Source organism: uncultured Azohydromonas sp. (genome assembly GCF_937926365.1).
Classification (GTDB): domain Bacteria; phylum Pseudomonadota; class Gammaproteobacteria; order Burkholderiales; family Burkholderiaceae_C; genus Azohydromonas.
Genome location: NZ_CALAOH010000025.1, coordinates 1 through 16,200 on the forward strand (window position 1 = coordinate 1; position 16,200 = coordinate 16,200).

Sequence of the window (16,200 nt, forward strand, 5' to 3'; positions counted from 1 at the left end):
GCGCCGGCGCGCTCAGCTCGCCCGCGGACAGCGGTGCCGCCGCGGCGCTGAAGGCGCCCGTCTTGCGCGGCGCGCTGCTGCGCTTGCGCGCGGGTTGGACCTCGGCATCAGCCGCGGGATTCGGGGACTTGGAGGGTGTTTTCGCCATAGCTCTCGTGCCGCAGAACCAGGACCGCCAGAGGCGGCAGCACGACGCGGATCGAATGCAGCTGGCCGTGCGCGGGCAGCGGCGAGGATTCGATGCGTCCGAAATTGCCCCAGCCCGAGCCGCCGTAGACCTGGGCATCGGTGTTGAGGAGCTCGCGCCAGACGCCGCGCGCGGGCACGCCCAGCAGCACGTTCTCGCGCGGCACGGGCGTGAAGTTGCAGGCCACCAGCAGCGGCTTGGCGTCGCGCCGCGCCGGCCGGCGCAGGAAGGCCAGCAGCGTGCGCTCGGCGTCCTGCGCCTCCAGCCACTGGAAGCCTTCCCAGCCGAAGTCCAGCTCGTGCAGCGCGGGCTCGCTGCGCAGCAGCGCGTTGAGGTCGGCCACCAGGCGCTGCAGCCCGGCGTGCAGCGGCTGCTGCGTCAGGCCCCAGTCCAGCTCGCCCTCGTGCGTCCACTCGCGCCACTGGCCGAACTCGCCGCCCATGAACAGCAGCTTCTTGCCCGGGTGCGTCCACATCCAGCCCAGCAGCACGCGCAGGTTGGCGAAGCGCTGCCAGTCGTCGCCGGACATCTTGTTGATCAGCGAACCCTTGCCGTACACCACCTCGTCGTGCGAGAGCGGCAGCACGAAGTTCTCGCTGAAGGCGTACATGAGCGAGAAGCTCAGGCGCCCCAGGTGGTAGCGCCGGTGCACCGGGTCTTCCTGCATGAAGGCCAGGGTGTCGTGCATCCAGCCCATGTTCCATTTCATGCCGAAGCCCAGGCCGCCCATGGAGGTCGGGCGCGACACCATGGGCCAGGCGGTGGACTCCTCGGCGATCGTCTGCACGTCGGGGAACTGCCGGTACACCGCCTCGTTGAGCCGGCGCAGGAAGGCGATGGCCTCCAGGTTCTCGTGGCCGCCGTACCGGTTCGGGATCCACTCGCCGTCGCGGCGCGCGTAGTCCAGGTACAGCATCGAGGCCACCGCGTCCACGCGCAGCGCGTCGATGTGGTAGCGGTCCAGCCAGAACAGGGCCGAGCTGATGAGGAAGCTGCTGACCTCGCCGCGGCCGTAGTTGAAGATGCTGGAGTTCCACTCGGGGTGGAAGCCCTGGCGCGGGTCGGCATGCTCGTAGAGGTGCGTGCCGTCGAAGTACTGCAGCCCGTGCGCGTCGGTGGGGAAGTGCGAGGGCACCCAGTCCAGGATCACGCCGATGCCGTGCTCGTGCAGGTGGTCCACGAAGTACATGAAGTCCTGCGGCGAGCCGTAGCGCGCCGTGGGCGCGAAGTAGCCCGTGGTCTGGTAGCCCCAGGAGCCGTAGAAGGGATGCTCGGTGATGGGCATCAGCTCCACGTGCGTGAAGCCCAGCTGCCGCACGTACTCGGCCAGCGCGCGGGCCAGCTCGCGCCAGCCCATGGGCGCGCCGTCCGGGCGGCGCCAGGAGCCCGCGTGCACCTCGTAGACGGAGATGGGCGCGTCCAGCGCGTTGCGCTGCGCGCGCTGCTGCATCCAGGCCTGGTCGCGCCACGCGTAGTCCAGCCGCGTGATGCGCGAGGAGGTGGCCGGCGGCAGCTCGGTTTGCAGCGCCATCGGGTCGGCCTTGTCGATGACGTAGCCGCCGTGCCCGACGACGCGGTACTTGTAGCGCTGCCCGGGATGCGCGATGCCCACGCTCACGCGCCACACGCCGCTGTCGTCGCCCTGCGCCATCGGGTCGGCCTCGGGGTTCCAGCCGTTCCAGTCGCCGATGACGCTCACGTGCCGCGCGTTGGGCGCCCACACCGCGAAGTGCACGACGCCCTGCTCGTCCAGCCGCGCGCCGAGGTGGTCGTACAGCCTGGCGTGCGTGCCCTCGCGGAAGAGATAGCGGTCCTGCTCACCCCACATGGCACAAGGCTCCCGGTGCGTTTTTGCGGCCATTCGTTCCACCGCCAGCGGCGGTGGAGGGGGCGCGCCGGGCGGCGCGCTGCGGTACGGGGTATGGCGGGGGCGGGGAGGGCGGCATGAGGATCGTCCTGGCGCTCGGGTTGGCGCCGCCCTGCCGCAATGCGTGTGCCCACGCGGGAATGAAGGTGTTACGAGACGCTCAATCTGCGTCCGGGGGCATGACCGAGCAGGTCAACCCTGTACAGATGCTTGCTGCTGCAGCCACTCCCGCAGTGCCGCCACCGCCGGCCGCGCGGCGCTACGTTCCGGCGTGACCAGGGCGTAGCCATAGGGCGCCTCCACCGCCAGCGGGAAGGGCGCCACCAGCGTCCCGGCCGCGAGCTGCGGCGCGATCAATTCGCGGGACACCAGCGCCACGCCCTGGCCGGCCAGCGCCGCGCCGATGGCCAGCACCGCGTTGGCAAAGCGCCGCTGGCGTTGCGCATCGGCGGGCCGGCGCACGCCCGCGGCCTGCAACCACTGCGGCCAACCAAAGCCCAGCGGTCCGCCGGCGCCGGCCAGCGTCTCGTCGTGGATCAGCGTGCAGCCGGCCAGGTCCGCCGGTTGGTGCAGCGCTTGCGCCAGCGCCGGAGTGCACACCGGCAGGTAGTGCGGCGTGAAGAGCGGGACCACGCGCCAGCCGGGGTAGCTGCCCGCGCCGAAGACGATCGCCAGGTGGTGCACGGCGTCGTTCGAGCGCGCGCGCAGCCGCTCCAGCGCCGAGGCCTCGCCGCCGTGCTCCACCGCGTCCAGCCCGCTGGACAGGCGCAGCTCGATGCCCGGGTGGCGACGGCAGAAGTCGTCCAGCCGCGGAAGCAACCAGTGGCTGGCGAAGGAGGGCGGCGCGGCCAGGTCCAGCGTGGCCGTGGTGCCCGTGGCGCGCACCCGCTCCACCGTGGCCGCCAGCGTGTTGAAGGCCTCGGTGACGCCGGGCAGCAGCGCGGCGCCGGCGTCGGTCAGGCGCAGCGCGCGCGTCAGGCGCTGGAACAGCGGCACGCCCAGGGCCTCCTCCAGTGCCTTGATCTGCTGGCTCACCGCCGCCGGCGTCACGTGCAGTTCCTGCGCCGCCTTGGTGAAGCTCAGGTGGCGGGCTGCGGCTTCGAAGGTGCGCAGCAGGTGCAAGGGCGGTAATCGGGGAGGGCGGGACATGAATAAGTATTGCTTAAGCGTTGCCTCAGCAAAGCTCGTTTGTAGCCGCCGCCGTCGTTACCTACAGTCACGCTGGCTGCCCTTATCAACTTTCTCCGACTACCTGGAGACCGCCGCACCATGAGCGACCAGAGCCGCGTCCTGAATCCCACTCTTCGCCAGCGCCTGATGTCCGCACAGGAGGCGGCGGCGCTGATCCGGCCCGGCGACAACGTGGGCATGAGTGGCTTCACCGGGTCGGGCCATCCCAAGGCCGTGCCGCAGGCGCTGGCACAGCGCATCGCGCAGTCGCAACGGGATGGCGAGCCCTTCAGGGTCGGCGTGTGGACCGGCGCCTCCACGGCGCCCGAGCTCGACGCCGCGCTGGCGCAGGTGGACGGCATCGAGCTGCGGCTGCCCTACCAGTCCGACCCCGTGTGCCGCGAGCGCATCAACGCCGGGCGCATGGAGTACCTCGACATCCACCTCTCGCACGTGGCGCAGTTCGTGTGGTCCGGCTTCCTGGGCCACCTGGACGTGGCCGTGGTGGAGGTGGCGGGCATCCTGGAGGACGGCCGCCTCATCCCCGCCGCCTCGGTCGGCAACAACAAGACCTGGCTGGACCAGGCCGACCGCATCATCCTGGAGGTCAACGGCGCGCTGCTGCCGGGCCTGCAGGGCATGCACGACATCTACTACGGCACGCACCTGCCGCCGCAGCGGCTGCCCATCCCGCTGGTCAAGCCCGACGACCGCATCGGCGAGCCCTATTTCCGCTGCGACCCGAGCAAGGTGGTGGCGGTGGTCGAGACCCACGCGCGCGACCGCGACACGAAGTTCACGCCGCCCGACGAGGGCTCGCGCCGCATCGCCGGGCACATCATCGAGTTCCTGCGGCACGAGGTGAAGAAGGGCCGCCTGCCGCGCGAGCTGCTGCCGCTGCAGTCGGGCGTGGGCAACATCGCCAACGCCGTGATGGCCGGTCTGCAGGACGCGCCCTTCGAGAACCTCACGGCCTACACCGAGGTGCTGCAGGACGGGATGCTGGCGCTGCTCAAGAGCGGCAAGCTGCGCTCGGCCTCGGCCACCGCGCTGTCGCTGGGCGCCGAGGCGCTGGCCGAGTTCCAGCGTGACATCGACTTCTACCGCAGCCGCATCGTGCTGCGCCCGCAGGAGATCTCGAACCATCCGGAGGTCGTGCGCCGCCTGGGCGTGATCGCCATGAACGGGATGATCGAGGCCGACATCTACGGCAACGTCAACTCCACGCACGTGCACGGCACGCGGATCATGAACGGCATCGGCGGCTCGGGCGATTTCGCGCGCAACGCCTGGCTGTCCATCTTCATGACGCCTTCCACGGCCAAGAACGGCGCCATCTCCTGCATCGTGCCCATGGCCTCGCACGTGGACCACACCGAGCACGACGTGCAGGTCATCGTCACCGAGCAGGGCCTGGCTGACCTGCGCGGGCTCTCGCCCAAGCAGCGCGCGCGCCTGGTCATCGAGAACTGCGCCCACCCCGACTTCAAGCCGCTGCTGCGCGACTACGTGCGCCGCGCGCTGGAGGCCGGCAGCGGCCGCCACACGCCGCACCTGCTGCAGGAGGCCTTCAACTGGCACCTGCAGGCGCAAGCCGGCAAGCGCATGGGGAGCGCCTGAGGGCGCATTCCGGTTCCCCCTCGACGGCGCCGCTGGAGTCGGCGCCCCAGTCCCTCGCGGGCCTGATCCGGCCGCGGCGCATGCCGCGCGGCCGGGCGGCCCGCTCTTGCGTTCCGAACCGGAAATGAAGCTCGCATGATCGTCCGTCCCCGTCCGAGCTGGGTCGGACTGCTGTTCGCTCGCCGCGGCTCGCTGATGCCGCGCATCGCCGGCCAGCTGCTGTTCGTCTATGCGCTGTCCTTCGCCGTCGTGGCCGCGCACGGGACGCTCTTCCACTGGAAGGTCACGCTCACCGCCGCGCCGTTCTCGCTCATGGGCGTGTCGCTGGCGATCTTCCTGGGCTTTCGCATCAACGCCAGCTACGACCGCTACTGGGAGGCGCGCAAGCTCTGGGGCGGGGTGCTGATCGAGACGCGCAACCTCGCGCGCCACGCGCTGACGCTGGTGCAGCCGCCCGTGGCCTCGGTGCCCTCCGCGCCGCGCCCGGCCGACGCCGCCACGCCGGCGATGGACGCCGAGGTGCGCGCCTTCGTGCTGGGCCTGGCGGGCTTCGCGGCCTCGATGCGCAACCAGTTGCGCGCGCAGCCGGCCGACCACGCCCTGGCGGCGCTGCTGCCCGAGGAGCTGCTGCGGCGCCTGCCCGGGCTGCGCCACGCGCCGCAGGCGGTGGGGCTGTGGCTGGGGCAGCGCCTGCGCGGATGGCGTGCGCAGGGCCGGCTCGATCCCATGCTCGCGCTGCCCATGGAGCGCTCGCTGGACCGGCTCATGGGCCATCTCGGGGGCTGCGAGCGCATCGCCAACACGCCGCTGCCCTTCACCTACTCGGTGATCCTGCACCGCAGCGCCTACTGCTACTGCTTCCTGCTGCCTTTCGGGCTGGTGGACTCCATCGGCTGGATGACGCCGCTGGTGGTGGGCTTCGTCTCCTACACCTTCTTCGCGCTGGAGTCCCTGAGCGACGAGATCGAGGAGCCCTTCGGCACGCAGCCCAACGACCTGGCGCTGGACGCGATGGTGGCGGGCATCGAGTCCAGCCTGCGCGAGCTGCTGGGCGAGACGCCGCCGGCACTGCTGCGGCCGAACGACCAGTACCTGCTGCGCTGAGCCTGTCCCGCGGCTGTTGCCGTTCCGGGCACCGGCCTTGCCGTACCACGGGCCAACCAAGGACCCCGAGGACAGCAGACATGGCCACCACCCAGAACCCATCCAAGGACGCCGCCGGCGTGCCCGAACGCCACCCGGCCGGCGAAGCGGAAGTCGGCGCGCTCAACCCCGTGTCGCCGGACGCGGTCTCGCCCGAGGAGCGCAGCGACGACGGCGGCCCCGTCGTCGGCGGCGGTACGCGCGACACCGGCGCCGGCACCGTCGGCGGGCGCGACTCCAGCGGCCCCGGCGGACGCGAGCCGCTGCGCCGTCCCGGCGTGGACGAGGTGCGTGGCGGGGCGGGGGAGCAGGGCGACTGAGCGGTCGAGCACCTGCCGCGCGGCGGCAGCTCCGGGCCGCCGTGGCGTCTCACTCCGGATCGTCCTCCTCGCTCAGCCACTTCTCCGCCAGGGCGTGGCGCAGGATGTCGGTGCGGGTGCGCAGCTGCAGCTTGTCCAGCGCGCCGGCCTTGTAGAACTCCACCGTCTTCACGCTGATCCCGAGCTGCGTGGCGACTTCCTTGTTGCTCTTGCCCCAGGCGATGAGGCGCAGCACCTGCTCCTCGCGCTCGCTCAGTGCCGGGCGCTTGCGCCCGCCCGTCTCCTGGCCGGGCTGGCGGATCATGCGCGCCACCAGCGCGCCGGCCATGCTCGGGTCCACGTAGGTGCCGCCGCCGGCCACGGTGCGGATCGCGCCGATCAGCGCATCGCCCGCGGCGCGCTTGACCACGTAGCCCGCCGCGCCCGCGCGCAGCATGCGGCGCAGGTAGCCCTGGTCCGCGTGGCGCGTGAGTGCCAGCACGTGCACCTCCGGGCAGCTTTCGTGGATCTGTTCCGCGGCCTCGGCGCCGCCCACGTCGGGCATCGACACGTCCAGCACCGCCACGTCGGGCTTCAGGCGCTGCGCCATCTGCACCGCCTCGCGGCCGCTGCGCGCCTGCGCCACCACCTCCATGTCGGGCTGCGTGGACACCAGCATCGCCAGGCCCTCGCGCAGCACCGCGTGGTCGTCCGCCAGCAGTACGCGCCAGCGATGATTTCCGCCTTCCACCACATGCATGCTCAGCTCTCCTCAGGTTGCAGCGGGACGCTCAGGTACACCGTGGTGCCCCGTCCCGGTTCGGATTCCAGGTCCAGCCGGCCACCGGCCAGCCGGGCGCGCTCGGCCATGCCGCGCAGTCCCAGCCGCCGTCCCGGCGCGGCCGGCACCTGGCGTTCGCAGGCGTCGATGCCGCGCCCATCGTCCTCGACGATGGCGCGCAGCTCGCCTTCGTGCAGCTCCACGATCAGGCCCACGCGCGAGGCCTGGGCGTGCTTGCGGATGTTGTTCAGAGCCTCCTGCACCACGCGGTACACGGTGGTCTCCAGCGCCTGCGGGAAACGCCGCCCGCGCAGCCCGCGGGTGTGGATGTCCACCGGCACGCCACTGTCCTCGGCCCAGGCGCCGGCCAGCTCGCGCAGCGCCTCGTTCAGGCCCAGGTCGTCCAGCACCGAGGGGCGCAGCTCGTAGGACAGCCGGTCCACGTCCTCGTCCAGGTGCCGCGTCACCTCGCGCAGCTGGGCCAGGCGCTGGCGCAGCGCCGCGGGCAGTGCCGGGTCCTCCTGCACCGCGCGCAGGCCCAGTGTCAGCGCCGTGAGGTGCTGGCCCAGCGAGTCGTGCAGCTCGCGCGCGATGCGCTTGCGCTCGTCCTCCTCGGTGCTCACGAGCTGGCCCAGCAGCTCGCGCACCTGGCCCTCGGTGGCGCGGCGCTCCGTGACCTCGTTGGCCAGCTGCGTGTTGGCCAGCGCCAGCGCGGCGGTGCGCTCATGTACACGCAGCTCCAGCTCGTCGCGCGCCTGGCGCAGCGCCTCCTCGGCTTCCTTGCGCTCGGTGATGTCGGCCAGCGTGCCCACCATGCGCAGCGGCTTGCCGTTGATGTCGCACACGCTGCGGGCATGGTTGGCCACCCAGCACACGCGCCCGTCGGGCCGCACCATCCGGTACTCGGCATGGAAGCCCTCGCCGCGGCGCGCGGCCTCATCGGCGGCCCAGATCACCTCCACGTCCTCCGGATGGACCAGGCGGCGCCAGCAGTCGATGTCGTTGTCGAGCTGCGCGCGCGTCAGCCCGGTGTGCGTGAGCACTTCGTCGGAGTACCACAGCCGCCCGGTGGCGAAGTCCCACTCCCACAGCCCCAGCTGCGCGGCGCCCAGCGCCAGCTCCAGCCGCTCGCGGCTCTGCGCCAGCGCCTGCTCGGTGCGGCGGCGCGCGTCGATGTCCATGACCACCGCCAGCGTGCGCCAGGGCTGCCCCTGCGCGTCGCGCAGCAGGTTCACCGTCATCAGCGCCCAGCGCGCCGAGCCGTCGGCGTGCAGGTAGCGCTTCTCCATGCGCAGCTCGGACAGCTCGCCGCGCACCAGGCGCTGGAAGCGCTCCCAGCTTGATTCGCGGTCCTGCGGGTGCGTGAAGTCCAGGAAGCCGTGGCCCTCCAGCTCCGCGGGCTCGCGGCCGAGCATGGCAGCCAGCCCACGGTTGACGCGCAGCAGCCGCCCGGTGGAGGGTTCGCCCAGGCACAGCCCGATGCCTTCGACCTCGAACAGCTGGCGCAACGCGGCGCGCTCGGTGCCGTCGTTCGGGAGCGCATGCGTGTCCATGCCGGTCCTTATGCCGCCAGGCTTTGCGTTTGCGTGGCCGTGGGCACTGGGATGCTCAACCAGACGAGGCTGCGCCCCGCCTCGTAGGGCGCGTCCGCACGGTGCGCGTGGATGGCCTCGCTCCCCAACGCCAGGGCCTGCCGGAACAGCCAGTGGCCCTCGGCGCGCACGGTGCGCTCCAGCCTCAGCGCCGCCCCGGCCTGCAGCGGCAAGGACTGCAGCAGTTGCTGCCGCTCGCGCCAGGGCAGGCCGCGCACGTCCCGCGCCTCCCACACCAGCACGTCGCGCAGGCTCATCACCACCGGGCTGGTGCCGGGCCGATGGCCAGGATGCAGCGCGCGCGCGTGCAGCGATTGCAGGTCGCTGCGCCCGGCGGCATCGAGCACGCAGACCTCGCCGTCCACCACCGTGCGGGCCACGCGCAGCGCGGCCAGCGCGCGCGCCACCTCGGAGAACCGGCGCGTGGCATCCACGCCGCGGCGGCTGCGCAGCCGCACGCCGCGCCGCGTGGCGCCGGTTTCCGGGCCGATCTCGGCCAGCATGCGGTAGCCCGGCGTGGGCAGCGCAAACACCCAGGCCGCGGCATTGAAAGGCTCGGAACCGGGCATCGGCTCCATCAGGCCCAGGTCTTCCAGGGGCGGGGCAGGGGGACAGTTGTCAAGGGACATGAGGCGTGCATCCCGATCAGGTGGTTGCGGGCATCCCTTGTGCCCGGGACGTGTCTCACTCGTCGCGCCGGGGCAGCACCTCGCGCAGCGCGTGCAGCAGCTTGTCCAGCGTCACGGGCTTGCGCAGGTGCGCGGCGAAGCCCGCGGCCACGGCGCGGCGCGCGTCGCCGGGGCGGCCCACGCCGGTGAGGGCGATCACGGGCACGGCCTTGAGCGCCGGGCGCTCGCGCAGCGCCTGCAGCAACTGCAGCCCGTCCATGCCGTGCAGCGCCATCTCGGTGATGACGAAGTTGGGCGTCTCCTGCTCGGCCAGCTTCAGCGCCTGCGCCGCATCGGTGCTGGTGCGCACCTCGGCGCCTTCGAGCTCCAGCAGCTGGCGCAGCAGCTCCACCGCCTGCCCGTCGTCGTCCACCACCAGCGCGCGGCGCCCCGTCAGCTCGCCGCTGGTGCGGCCGGTGTCTTCCGTGGGCAGCGGCGCATGCCCGGCCAGGGGCAGGCGCACCGTGAAGCAGGCCCCCTGGTCCAGCCCGGCCGACTCGGCCTGCAACTGGCCGCCATGGCCCAGCACCAGGCTGCGCACCAGCGCCAGCCCGATGCCCAGCCCGCCCTGGCGCCGCGCGGCCGGCTCGGCCTGCTTGAACATGCCGAACACGTGCGGCAGCGTCTCGGCTGCGATGCCGCGTCCGGTGTCTCGCACCTGCAGCTCGGCGTGGCCGTCCAGCATGCGCAGCGTCACGTCCACCCGTCCGCCCGCGGGCGTGAACTTCAGCGCGTTGCTCAGCAGGTTCCACACCACCTGCTCCATGCGCACCGGGTCGGCGTCCAGCACCACCGGCGCCTCGGGCAGCGCCACGCTCAGCGTCACCTGGCGCGTGGCCGCCTCCTCCTGCAACGCCCCGGCGATGGTGTGCACCGTGGCGGCCCAGTCCATGGCCGCGCGGTGCAGCGCGAGCTTGCCGGTATGCAGCCGCGAGAGGTCCAGCAGGTCGTCGATGATCTGCGCCTGGCTGCGCACCGTGCGCTGGATGGTTTCGGCCGCACGCACCACCGCCGGCAGCGCGCGCCCTTCGGGCAGGCGCAGCAGCAGCTCGGCGCTGAGCTGGATCAGGTTCAGCGGGTTCTTGAGCTCGTGCGAGAGCACGGCCAGGAACTCGTTCTTGAGCTCGTTGGCCGCCACCGCCTCGGCCCGGCCGGCCGCGGCGCGCCGCAGCAGCACCTCGCGCTCGGTCTCGGCGCGCTTGCTGCCGGTGAGGTCGCGCGCGATCTTGCCCCAGCCGTGCAGCTGGCCGCCCTCGTACAGCGGCGTGGTGACGCCGCTGCACCAGAAGCGGCTGCCGTCCTTGCGCTGGTGCCAGCGCTCGTCCTCGCTGCGTCCGGTGTCGCGCGCGCGCACGCGCTCCTGCTCCGGGACGCCGGCCTCCACGTCCTCGGGTGTGAACAGCATGTCCACCGGCTGCCCCAGCGCCTCGGCCTCGCTCCAGCCGAACAGCCGCTCGGCGCCGTGGTTCCAGGTGGTGACGCGGCCCTGCAGGTCCATGGTGAGGATGGCGTAGTCCTTGGTGCTCTCGGCCAGCAGCCGCATCGTCTCCTCGGCCTTGCGCCGGCTGGTGATGTCCACGAAGGTCAGCACCGCGCCCTCGATGCGGTCCTCGCTGGTGCGGTACGGCAGCACGCGCGCGAGGTACCAGCTGCCCTCCTGGCTGCGCACCTCGCGCTCGATCATGCGCAGCGACTGGAAGGCGTCGGACGCGTCCTCGGCCAGGGTGGGATAGTCCAGCCGGTGCGTGATGTCCAGCAGCGAGCGGCCGACGTCGGTGGGGATGAGGTTGAACAGCCGCGTGGCGTGCGGCGTGAAGCGCTTGATGCTCATCGCGCGGTCCACGAACACGGTGGCGATGTCGGTGGAGGCGATGAGGTTGTGCAGGTCGTCGTTGATCTTGCCCGTCTCCTCCACCTTGGTCTTGAGCTCGTGGTTGACGGTGATGAGCTCCTCGTTGATCGACTGCAGCTCCTCCTTGCTGGTTTCCAGCTCCTCGGTGGTGGAGCGCAGCTCCTCGTTGATGGCCTGCAGTTCCTCGTTGCTGGCCTTGAGCTCCTCGTTGGAGGTCTCCGACTGCTCGATGGTGCCCTGCAGCTGCTCCTTGACGCGGCGCAGCTCCTCTTCCAGCTGCGCTACCACCGGGTCGCGTCCCTGGGCGTCGGGGCCGCGCGCCTCGCTGGCCATGGAGTCCTCGACCTCGTCGAACAGCACCATCGACAGGCTCATCCCCGCGCCGGCCTCCTGCACCGGGCGCACCGTCATGGTCACGATGCGGCTGCGCCCGTCGCTGCTGACGTGCACGCGCCGCGCCTCCACGCTCTTGCCCGTGCGCGCGGCCTGGAACAGGGCGGTGCGCAGCTCCAGCCGCAGCTCCGGCTGCACCAGGTTGAGCAGCTGGTGCGTGGGCGCGCCGCCGCCGTAGCGCAGGAAGCGCCCGGCCTGCTCCGACAGGTGCACGATGTTGCCGTCGCCGTCGATGAGCACCGAGGGCGGCGCGTACTGCTCGGCCAGCCGGTGGTGCAGCTCCGCGAAGCTCACGCCGCGCTTCTCGGGGCGCGCCTCGCCCGGCGTGGCCACGGTGCCGGAGGGGCCGAGGGTGGGCAGCGAGGGCACGTAGCGCGGTGTGCGCGTCACGGGGTTGGCGCGGAAGATCCGGTTCTTCTTGTCCACCACCGAGAACAGCTGCGAGGCGGTGTCGGCCGACTCCGAGCTGCCCAGCACCAGGATGCCGCCGGGCTTCAAGGCGAAATGGAACATCTCCAGGATCTCGCCGTGCACCTCGCGGTCCAGGTAGATGAGCAGGTTGCGGCAGCTGATGAGGTCCAGCCGCGAGAAGGGCGGGTCGCGCAGGATGTTGTGCGCGGCAAACATCACCTTCTCGCGCACCTCCTTGCGGATGCGGTACTGGTGTCCCTCCTTGTCGAAGAAGCGCCGCAGCCGCGTGGGGCTCACGTCGGTCTCGATCGCCCCGGGATAGCAGCCCAGCCGCGCCACGCCGATGGCGGCCTCGTCGATGTCGGTGGCGAAGAGGTGGATCTTGGGCGGCTGCGCCACCAGCGACGCCTGCTCGCACAGCAGCATGGCGATGGAGTAGGCCTCCTCGCCCGTGGCGCAGCCCGCCACCCACGCGCGCAGCCCCGCGGGCGACTGCGCCGCCTGCTCCACCACTTCGGGCACCACGTCCCGCTGCAGCAGCTCGAAGGCCTCGGGGTCGCGGAAGAAGTTCGTCACGCCGATGAGCAGGTCCTTGAGCAGCGCCGAGGCCTCCTCGGGGTTGGCCTGCAGGAAGGCGCGGTAGGCCGGCAGGTTGGGCACGCCGTGCACCTGCATGCGCCGCTCCAGGCGGCGCAGCACCGTGGCGCGCTTGTAGTTGCGGAAGTCATGGCCGGTGCGCGTGCGCAGCAGGATCAGCACGTCGCGCAGCGCCTCCTCGGCGTCCTTGGCGGCCTCGGCGCTGGGCGGCGCGTCCACGCGCAGCCCCAGCTCCACCGCGCCGGGCAGCTCGATGGCCCGGGCATTGGCCCAGAGGTCCAGGAGCTTCCCCGGCATCTCGGCCACCGGCAGCACCCAGTCCACCACGCCGGTGGCGATGGCCGCGCGCGGCATGCCGTCGAACTCCGCCTCCTGCGGCTGCTGCGCCAGCGTCACGCCGCCTTCCTCCTTGATGCGCGTGATGCCCACCGAGCCATCGGCGCCCGTGCCCGAGAGCACCACCGCGAAGGCGCGCTCGCGGTGCACCACCGCCAGGGTGCGGAAGAACAGGTCGATCGTGATCTGGCGCCCGTGCGCGCGCTCCAGCGTGTTGACGCTGAGGTAGCTGTCGTTCATCGCCAGCATGCGGTTGGGCGCGATGACGTAGACCGTGTCGCGCTCGATGGGCGTGGCCTCCTCGGGCACGACCACGTTCATCGAGGTGACGCCCTGCAGCACGCCGGCGAGGTTGCTCGCGTGCTTGGGCGAGAGGTGCAGCACCACCACGAAGGCCATGCCGCAGTCCGCCGGCATGGCCTTGAAAAAGGTCTGCAGCGCCGGGATGCCCCCGGCCGAGGCACCGATGCCCACCACCGGGAAGTCCAGCTGGCTGGGCTTGAGGTTGTCTTCGCGCGAGGTGGGCAGGGACGGTACTGAGCTCATGGGACGACCGGTGGCTGAGCCAACCATTGTCACCCTAGGCGCAGCCGCGACGAATCCGACACCGGGTGCGCGGATTGCCGCAGCTTCGCTGCACCTTCACACCGGAGCAACCATGGCCCGACGCGACATCGTGGTGATCGGCGCCAGCGCCGGCGGCGTCCGCGCCTTGCGGGTCGTGGCGGCGGCCTTGCCGGCGGACTTCGACGCGGCGGTGTGCGTGGTGCTGCACGTGGGTGCTTTCAAAAGCAACCTGCCCGAGCTGCTGGAAGCGGTGGGGCCGCTGCCTGCGGCGCATGCCTTCAGCGGCGAGACGCTCCGGCGCGGGCGCATCCTCGTCGCCCCGCCCGACCACCACCTGCTGCTCGACGACAACGGCGCCGTGCAGCTCACACGCGGCCCCAAGGAACACCACACCCGCCCGGCGGTGGACCCGCTGTTCCGCTCCGCGGCGCTGAGCCACGGGCCGCGCGTCATCGGCGTGCTGCTCACCGGCGGCCTCGATGACGGCACCGCCGGGCTGCACGCCATCAAGGAATGCGGCGGCCTGGCCGTGGTGCAGGACCCGGCCGATGCCGAGGACCCGGGCATGCCCAGCGCGGCACTGCAGGCGGTGAAGGTGGACCACTGCCTGCCGCTGGAGCGCATCGCCCCGTTGCTGGGGGAGCTGGTGCGGCAGGGGGTCCCGGCCGGGGAAGCCCCTGTGCCGCCGGCGCGCCTGGTGCACGAGCACCAGGCCAGCCTGGGAGGAGAGAACGCCATGGACGACCTGGAACTGGTGGCCACGCCTTCCACGCTGGTGTGCCCGGACTGCAAGGGCACGCTGTGGGAGATCCGTGGCGCCAACCCGCCGCGCTACCGTTGCCACACCGGGCACGGCTTCTCGCTGCGCTCGCTGGCGATGGTGCAGCAGGAGGCCACCGAGAACGCGCTGTGGTCCGCCGTGCGCGCACTGCAGGAGAAGGAAGTGCTGCTGCGCAAGATCGCTGACCTGGACCGCAGCGCCGGCGACGAGGCCCACGCGCTGCAGGCCGAGACCGAGGCCGAGCAGTTGCGCGTGCAAGCCGATACCTTGCGCGCGCTGGTGGAACAGGGCTGAGCCACGGTCCCGGGGTTATCCCTGCTTGACTTCCGCGTTGGTCGCTGAGGCGAGATTGATGCGCCACAAAGGCGCGGCGTGGCGCGTGGCAACAATGGGCGCATCCCGTTCGACAAGGAGATGTGCATGGAAGCCTTGGCCAATCGTCACCGGCCCGCGCGGCCCGCGGTGCCCCCGATCGACCTGACGGCCTCGCTGGACAGCACGCACCGCGAGGTGGTGGTGCAGATGGAGCGCTTGTATGAGCTGCTCAACCGCATCGAGGCGCAGGGGGCGGATGCCCAGACGCGGGCGCAGGCCGAGGCGATCTGTGCCTTCTTCGGCAGCGAGGCGCGCGCGCACCACGAGGACGAGGAGGAGCAGCTCTTTCCGCTGCTGCTGGCCGAGGGTGACGCGGCGCTGGTGCAGCAGGTCAAGCGGCTGCAGCAGGACCACGGCTGGCTGGAGGAGGACTGGCTGGAGCTGGGCCCGCAGCTCAGCGCGCTGGCCGCGGGCTACACCGGCTACGACCTGGAGCTGCTGCGCCAGGGCTTCATCGTGTTCGCCGACCTGTACATGGAGCACATCGCGCTGGAGGAGGGCCAGGTGTTCCCGGCCGCGCGCCCGCTGCTGGCGGCGCGGCAGCCGGTGGAGGTGTGATTTCGGTCCGCGTAGCGACTCAAGGACTCCCGTCTCGCCCGTGAGGCGGGACCCGTCTCATTCACTGGGGGCCCGGCGTGCGCAGGCTCCACAGCCGCAGCGCCATGTGAATTTCCAGCGCGCGCGTGGCGTTGCCCCAAGGGCCCGTCAATTCCTCGATGGTGGCCAGCCGCTGCCGGACCGTGTTGACGTGAATGCCCAGGCGCTGGGCGGCCATCTTGGCGTTCTGGTTGCTGTCGAAATACACCAGCAGCGTGCGCGCCAATTCCGAACCGCGCTTCAGATCCTGTGACAGCAGCGCGCCGATGGTGGCCTCCAGAAAGCTGTTCAAACTGGCCTGGTCGTGGGTTTCGAACAGGGTGGAATACAGGGCCATTTCGTTCTGGTCCGTGATGTGCCCGCGCACGCCGATGCGCGCCAGCACGGAAAGCGCCCGCCGCAGCGTGGCGTAAAGCGCCGGAATTTCCGTCGGGCTGGAAACGGGCCGGGAAAGCACGCCCCGGTAGGCGGGGCCGAATTCCGGCAAGGCCGAGGCCGTCACGGACCGCACCAGGTCCCTGGCGCGCGTGCTGTTGCACAGCAGTATCAGAACGCCGTCCAGATCGTCGAGCACCACGTTCGAGAACTCCGGCCGCATGCCCAGCCGCCGGGCGGCATAACTGGGTTTGGGCTCGTCCATTTCGACGACGATCAGGGAGACCGGCTGGGAAAGATCGAGGCCCAGCCGTTCCGCCTGGCCGACAAGCTCCGCCGAGGGATCGTGCCGCAACGAAACCAGGGAGCGCAGGAGCATGGAAACGTCCCGGCGCTTGCCCGCTTCGCTGCGTTCCTGGGACAGCAGCACGACGCCGATGATGCTGGCGCCGCGCTCGAAGGTGCTTATTGAAATATCGTCAAGCGCCTGCCGGTGAAACAGCAGCACCGAGCCCAGCACATCGTCCCCGCCAAATAAGTCATAAATAATAAATATTTATATTCAAAACGAACCGTCATGCTTGAAGCA

12 protein-coding genes are annotated in these 16,200 nt (G+C 71.3%); 5 read left to right on the plus strand and 7 right to left on the minus strand.

Features of this window, described 5'->3' with window-relative positions; translation table 11 throughout:
• Positions 1-107: 107 nt before the first annotated feature.
• Entirely contained in the window at positions 108-2,015 is a 1,908-nt protein-coding gene (glgB, locus tag Q0741_RS02610) for a 1,4-alpha-glucan branching protein GlgB (RefSeq protein WP_298231641.1), read from the minus strand.
• Between the two features lie 231 nt (positions 2,016-2,246).
• A complete protein-coding gene (locus Q0741_RS02615; RefSeq protein WP_298231642.1) occupies positions 2,247-3,203 on the minus strand; it encodes a LysR substrate-binding domain-containing protein in 957 nt (318 codons plus the stop codon).
• A gap of 120 nt (positions 3,204-3,323) precedes the next feature.
• On the opposite strand from Q0741_RS02615, the gene Q0741_RS02620 reads away from it, so the two are divergent.
• From Q0741_RS02620 to Q0741_RS02630, 3 genes are all read left to right on the plus strand, one after another.
• A complete protein-coding gene (locus Q0741_RS02620; RefSeq protein ID WP_298231643.1) occupies positions 3,324-4,844 on the plus strand; it encodes an acetyl-CoA hydrolase/transferase family protein in 1,521 nt (506 codons plus the stop codon).
• Between the two features lie 135 nt (positions 4,845-4,979).
• Entirely contained in the window at positions 4,980-5,948 is a 969-nt protein-coding gene (locus tag Q0741_RS02625) for a bestrophin family protein (RefSeq protein WP_298231644.1), read from the plus strand.
• Positions 5,949-6,028: 80 nt separating this feature from the next.
• Positions 6,029-6,307: a hypothetical protein gene (locus Q0741_RS02630; RefSeq protein WP_298231645.1), complete on the plus strand. Its 279-nt coding sequence runs from the start codon at positions 6,029-6,031 to the stop codon at positions 6,305-6,307.
• 49 nt (positions 6,308-6,356) lie between these two features.
• On the opposite strand, the gene Q0741_RS02635 is transcribed toward Q0741_RS02630, so the two are convergent.
• Genes Q0741_RS02635 through Q0741_RS02650 form a run of 4 tightly spaced genes read right to left on the minus strand, consistent with a single transcriptional unit; the run spans position 6,357 to position 13,462 of the window.
• The gene (locus tag Q0741_RS02635; RefSeq protein ID WP_029001277.1) at positions 6,357-7,046 is read right to left on the minus strand and encodes a response regulator transcription factor; all 690 of its coding nucleotides are present in this window, start codon (positions 7,044-7,046) and stop codon (positions 6,357-6,359) included.
• Between the two features lie 2 nt (positions 7,047-7,048).
• Positions 7,049-8,620, minus strand: a complete 1,572-nt coding sequence (locus Q0741_RS02640; protein WP_298231646.1) for a PAS domain-containing protein — start codon at positions 8,618-8,620, stop codon at positions 7,049-7,051.
• An 8-nt stretch (positions 8,621-8,628) separates the two neighbouring features.
• Positions 8,629-9,288 (minus strand): hypothetical protein, encoded by a 660-nt coding sequence (locus Q0741_RS02645; protein ID WP_298231647.1) that lies wholly within the window; start codon positions 9,286-9,288, stop codon positions 8,629-8,631.
• Positions 9,289-9,343: 55 nt separating this feature from the next.
• On the minus strand, positions 9,344-13,462 hold the full coding sequence (locus Q0741_RS02650) for a chemotaxis protein CheB (RefSeq protein WP_298231648.1): 4,119 nt from the start codon (positions 13,460-13,462) through the stop codon (positions 9,344-9,346).
• Between the two features lie 112 nt (positions 13,463-13,574).
• Between Q0741_RS02650 and Q0741_RS02655 the strand changes: the two genes are divergently transcribed.
• Together Q0741_RS02655 and Q0741_RS02660 are read left to right on the plus strand one after the other, a co-directional pair.
• A complete protein-coding gene (locus Q0741_RS02655; RefSeq protein ID WP_298231649.1) occupies positions 13,575-14,558 on the plus strand; it encodes a chemotaxis protein CheB in 984 nt (327 codons plus the stop codon).
• Positions 14,559-14,684: 126 nt separating this feature from the next.
• Entirely contained in the window at positions 14,685-15,197 is a 513-nt protein-coding gene (locus tag Q0741_RS02660) for a hemerythrin domain-containing protein (RefSeq protein ID WP_298231650.1), read from the plus strand.
• Positions 15,198-15,258: 61 nt separating this feature from the next.
• On the opposite strand, the gene Q0741_RS02665 is transcribed toward Q0741_RS02660, so the two are convergent.
• Complete coding sequence (locus Q0741_RS02665) at positions 15,259-16,131, minus strand: helix-turn-helix domain-containing protein (RefSeq protein ID WP_298231651.1); 873 nt, start codon at positions 16,129-16,131, stop codon at positions 15,259-15,261.
• Between the last annotated feature and the right edge of the window lie 69 nt (positions 16,132-16,200).